This is a genomic window from Anaerotruncus sp. DFI.9.16 (assembly GCF_024461615.1).
GTDB classification, from domain to species: domain Bacteria; phylum Bacillota; class Clostridia; order Oscillospirales; family Ruminococcaceae; genus Anaerotruncus; species Anaerotruncus massiliensis.
In genome coordinates this window covers 1-2,269 of record NZ_JANFZX010000119.1, presented here as the reverse complement: position 1 = coordinate 2,269, position 2,269 = coordinate 1, and the positions used below count along the sequence as shown (strand labels likewise).

The following is a 2,269-nucleotide window of genomic DNA, read 5'->3' as shown; positions in this document are numbered from 1 at the left end:
TGTCCCGTTTCCGGGGCTGGATCCAGGCGGGTGCGACGCTGCTGACCAACCTGCATCTGCCGAACTTTCTCAAGGGCGGACTGTATCAGGGGGCGGGGAAGACCGTCTGCGTGCCGGGGCTGAACTGCTACTCCTGTCCGGCGGCGTCCGGGGCCTGCCCCATCGGGGCGTTTCAGGCGGTGGTGGGGGCTTCCAAGTTCAGCTTCTCCTACTATATCACAGGCTTCCTCATTCTGTTGGGCGTGCTGCTGGGGCGCTTTATCTGCGGCTTTCTATGCCCCTTCGGCTGGTTTCAGGAGCTGCTGCACAAAATCCCCACTAAGAAGCTTTCCACAAAGAGGCTGAAGCCGCTGACATACCTGAAATACGCTGTCCTGCTGGTGATGGTTTTCCTGCTACCGGCGTTCCTTGTGAACGATGTTGGCATGGGAGACCCGTTCTTCTGCAAATACCTCTGCCCCCAAGGCGTGCTGGAGGGAGCCATCCCGCTGTCCCTTGCCAATTCCGGCATCCGGGCGGCGCTGGGCAAGCTGTTTACATGGAAATTCAGCATCCTGCTGTCGGTGATTGCGCTGAGCGTACTGTTCTACCGACCGTTCTGCAAGTGGTTCTGCCCGCTTGGCGCGTTCTACGCACTGTTCAACCGGGTGTCCCTCTTCCAGATGAAGGTGGATAAGAATAAGTGCGTCTCCTGCGGGAAATGCGCCAGAGCCTGCAAGATGGATGTGGATGTGACGAAAACGCCCAACCATACCGAGTGCATCCGCTGCGGAATGTGCATCCGCGCCTGTCCGACGAAAGCCGTGTGCTTCCGCTACGGCTTCGGAGACGGTAAAGATAAGGCAAAAGCAGCGGAAACGCTACAGACAAACAACAATAACAGGGAGGAATAAAACGAATGAAGATGAATAGGACGAATACTGCCGGCAGAATTCTGGCGCTGCTGCTTACTGCACTGATGGTGCTCTCTCTGGCAGCCTGCGGCACAAAGGGCGGAGACAAAATGGACGGAATGAGCAGCGAACCGAAGAATGCCGAGGAAGCGGTTGCCATGCACAAGGAGCTGATGGCGCAGGAAAATGCCATTCTCTCGGAGGACACAGCGCTTTGGGAAAAGGTTTTCATGGCGGCCGACAAGGGCATGACCATGCAGGAGGACGGCAAAAACTATGGTGAGTTTTTGTTGGACACCATCGAAGGTTCCAAAGATCAGTTTACGGAGGATGAGCTGAAGCTGCTCAAGGAGGCGGCGGAGAAGATCCGCGAGATTGAAAACAAGCTGACCATGATAGAGAAAAAGTACCCCGAGGCGGCACAGCAATCTACGGATGGCGCTATGAGCGTGCCCGCGGGCAGCGACATGACCACGCCGCCTGATGACGGCAGCATGCAGAAATTCCCCGCCTTTGAGGGCAAGGACCTGGATGGCAACACGGTGAAGAGCGACGAGCTGTTCTCCGCCAACGCCGTCACCGTGGTGAATTTCTGGTTCACCACCTGCAATCCCTGCGTGGGCGAGCTTTCCGAGTTGGACGCACTGAACAAGGAGCTTGCGAAGAAGGGCGGCGCGCTCATCGGTGTCAACACCTTCACATTGGATGGCGATGAAGCGGCAATTTCCGAAGCAAAAGATGTACTGGCCAAGAAGGGCGTGACCTACCAGAATGTGTATTTCGCTTCCGACGGCGAGGCGGGAAAGTTCACTACAAACATTTTTGCCTACCCCACCACCTATGTGGTTGACCGCAACGGCAATATCGTGGGTGACCCCATCGTAGGCGCCATCACGGAAAAGAAGCAGGCGGAGACGCTGCAAAAGCTCATCGACCAGGCTCTTGCCGCCGATATGGGCTGACAAACGAATTTATCTTCTCAGAAAGGAGGGATACACCATGTATCGGAGAGTATTGCCGCTTCTGCTCACCGCGGTACTGCTGCTGAGCGGCTGCACTGCCGGGCAGAAAAATATGCCGCAGAAAACGGACGAGAAGGAAATGACCGGACAGCCCTCTGATATGTCCGGTGAAGGAAGCATGTATATGGATACCACGGAAAATGTCATCTATCTGGCGGGCGGCTGCTTCTGGGGAATGGAACAGCTGATGCAGTCCATCCCCGGCGTCATCAACGCCGAGAGCGGCTACGCCAACGGCACCTGCGAGGCGGACGCCGATTACAAGACCGTCTGCAAGGGCGAGACCGGCTTTCGGGAGACCGTGCGGGTGGAGTATGACCCCGGACAGGTGAGTCTCGACGCCCTGCTGCTGGC

3 protein-coding genes are annotated in these 2,269 nt (G+C 56.9%); all 3 read left to right on the top strand.

What is annotated here, in order from left to right; translation table 11 throughout:
- Positions 1-893, top strand: an 893-nt coding sequence (locus tag NE609_RS17175; RefSeq protein WP_256153226.1) for a 4Fe-4S binding protein, incomplete at its 5' end; no start/stop codon positions are given.
- Between the two features lie 5 nt (positions 894-898).
- Complete coding sequence (locus NE609_RS17170) at positions 899-1,855, top strand: TlpA disulfide reductase family protein (RefSeq protein WP_148336518.1); 957 nt, start codon at positions 899-901, stop codon at positions 1,853-1,855.
- Between the two features lie 37 nt (positions 1,856-1,892).
- Positions 1,893-2,269, top strand: a 377-nt coding sequence (locus NE609_RS17165; protein WP_256153225.1) for a peptide-methionine (S)-S-oxide reductase, incomplete at its 3' end; no start/stop codon positions are given.